Origin of the sequence: Treponema sp., from assembly GCF_045657965.1 — a bacterium.
Lineage (GTDB): Bacteria > Spirochaetota > Spirochaetia > Treponematales > Treponemataceae > Treponema_D.
This window is the reverse complement of the sequence record NZ_JAZOUG010000125.1, coordinates 1-2,076: the sequence shown is the minus strand read 5'-3', so window position 1 is coordinate 2,076 and position 2,076 is coordinate 1. Positions and strand designations below refer to the sequence as shown.

Sequence of the window (2,076 nt, the reverse complement as noted above, 5' to 3'; positions counted from 1 at the left end):
GAATGAGAAATAATGAGCGGATAGCCCTTAACGACGGCACAGACATAGTTCGAAGCACGAGCCTTGTCAGTAGCAGGCATTTCCATAACCATCGGCATAAAAATGCGGTAATTGCCCGAAAGTTTTTTAAACTGACCGACTAAGTCCTGAATGTGTCCATGAGCAAGTTTTGCGGGGAAGCAGACGGTGTCGCTTGGGACGAACGGGATGCCGTTTTCAAACATTTCGCGGTTTGATTTGTGCGAGAAAATTACGTCGTAGCCGAGTGAGCGGAAGAAAGTTGACCAGAACGGCATTGAATCCCAGTATTCGAGCGTTCGCGGTAAGCCGATTGTGATGTTCTTTTTTGCAGAGACCTGCTCGTAATCCCATTTTTTGAAAAGAAGCTGCTCACGGATAAGGAACATGTCCGGCGTGTAGCGGGTTTTTGATTCAGGAATTACGCCAGGCTTTGTTTTTTCCGGCTCGCCAAGACCAGAAACAGCCTCTTCGTCTTCGTTTTTTAGTGCTTTAAGCGTATCTTTATCATCAAGTTCTTCCGGCAAAACCACTTCACCGCGTGCACAGCGGTTTCCTGTGATGTAAGTCGTGCCGTTCGAGAACTGAATCAAACTTCGTGAGCAGTGGTTCGCACATTTCGAGCAGATTACATTCTCGCGCTGTGTATAAGAAAGCGATTCAAGTGCATCAAAGCCGATAAATTGAGAACTGCGGTTTTCTTCTCTTTTCTCCTTTGTAAGAAGCGCAGCCCCGATACAGCCCATTTCGCCGGGGTACGGGGCACGCTGAACATCTGCACCAAGGTACTGCTCAAGCGAGCGCAGAACGGCGTCATTTTTGAAAGTGCCGCCCTGAACTACGATTTTATTTCCCAAAATGCTCGTGTTTGAAATGCGCACGACCTTTGTGAACACGTTTTCGATGATTGAGCGGCATAAGCCTGCCATAATATCGTCAGGACCGCAGCCGTTTTTCTGCTCGGTGATGATTGTTGAGTTCATAAAAACCGTACAGCGGCTTCCCAAATCCGCAGGTTTTTTTGAGCGGAAAGCGGCATCTGCAATTTTGTCGGTAGGAATCTTTAGCGACGAAGCAAAATTTTCAAGGAATGAACCGCATCCGCTCGAACATGCTTCGTTGAGAGTGATGTTCGTAATGATTCCGTCGGCAATCCAGATTCCCTTCATGTCCTGACCGCCGATATCAAGGATAAAGCTTACATCAGGAACAAAACGGCGTGCTGCAGTGGCGTGAGCGACAGTTTCGACTGTGTGATAGTCCGCACCGTAAGCCTTTGCAATCAAAAGTTCGCCGTAGCCGGTTGTGCCAAGGCCAAGTACATTGAGCTTTACACCCATTGCCTCATATTTTGCATGAAGTTCCATGAGTCCACGGCGGACAACGTTAATCGGGTCTCCGCGGTTGTTTGCATAGTAGCGGTCGAAGACTTTTTCATCTTCGGTCATCAAGACCATTTTGCTTGTCGTACTTCCTGCATCAATTCCGATGTAGACATTTACCGTGTCACCGGCCTTTAAATCAATTTTTGCAAGTTCTGGAGATTTATGTTTTTCGCGCCACGCCTTACATTCTTCTTCTGATTCAAAATAAGGCTTTTTGACTTTGGCTCCAGTGTGCTCAACTCTGACAACACCGCCGTCAAGAGCATGAACTGCATCGCTTAAAAGAATTGCGTCTTTATCATCTTCGCATGGGAAAAGTTCGTCCAAAGCGATTGCAGCTCCCCGTGCAACGATTGTTTCCGGGTGTTCCGGGCGGATAATTTCTTCATCTTTGAGATTGAGTTTTTCAGCAAATGCTTTAACAAGAGTGTGGTCGTAAGTGAGCGGTCCGCCTTCAAAAATAATCGGAGGCTTTAATTCAAGTCCCTGCGCAAGACCGCCGACCGTTTGCTTTACGATTGCATGGAATGCAGAAAGAGCGATGTCTTCGCGTGCAACTCCCTGATTGAGCATTGACTGAATGTCTGTCTTTGCAAAAACGCCGCACCGTCCTGAAATCGAATGAACTTCCTTTCCGGCAGCGGCAAGTCCTTCAAATTCTTCAGTCGGAACT

The 2,076-nt window shown here is 47.3% G+C and carries 1 protein-coding gene; it reads right to left on the bottom strand.

Going from position 1 to position 2,076, the window contains the following annotated elements:
• On the bottom strand, window positions 1–2,076 hold a 2,076-nt coding region (locus tag ACKI5B_RS04550; protein WP_407426273.1), incomplete at both ends, for an acyl-CoA dehydratase activase.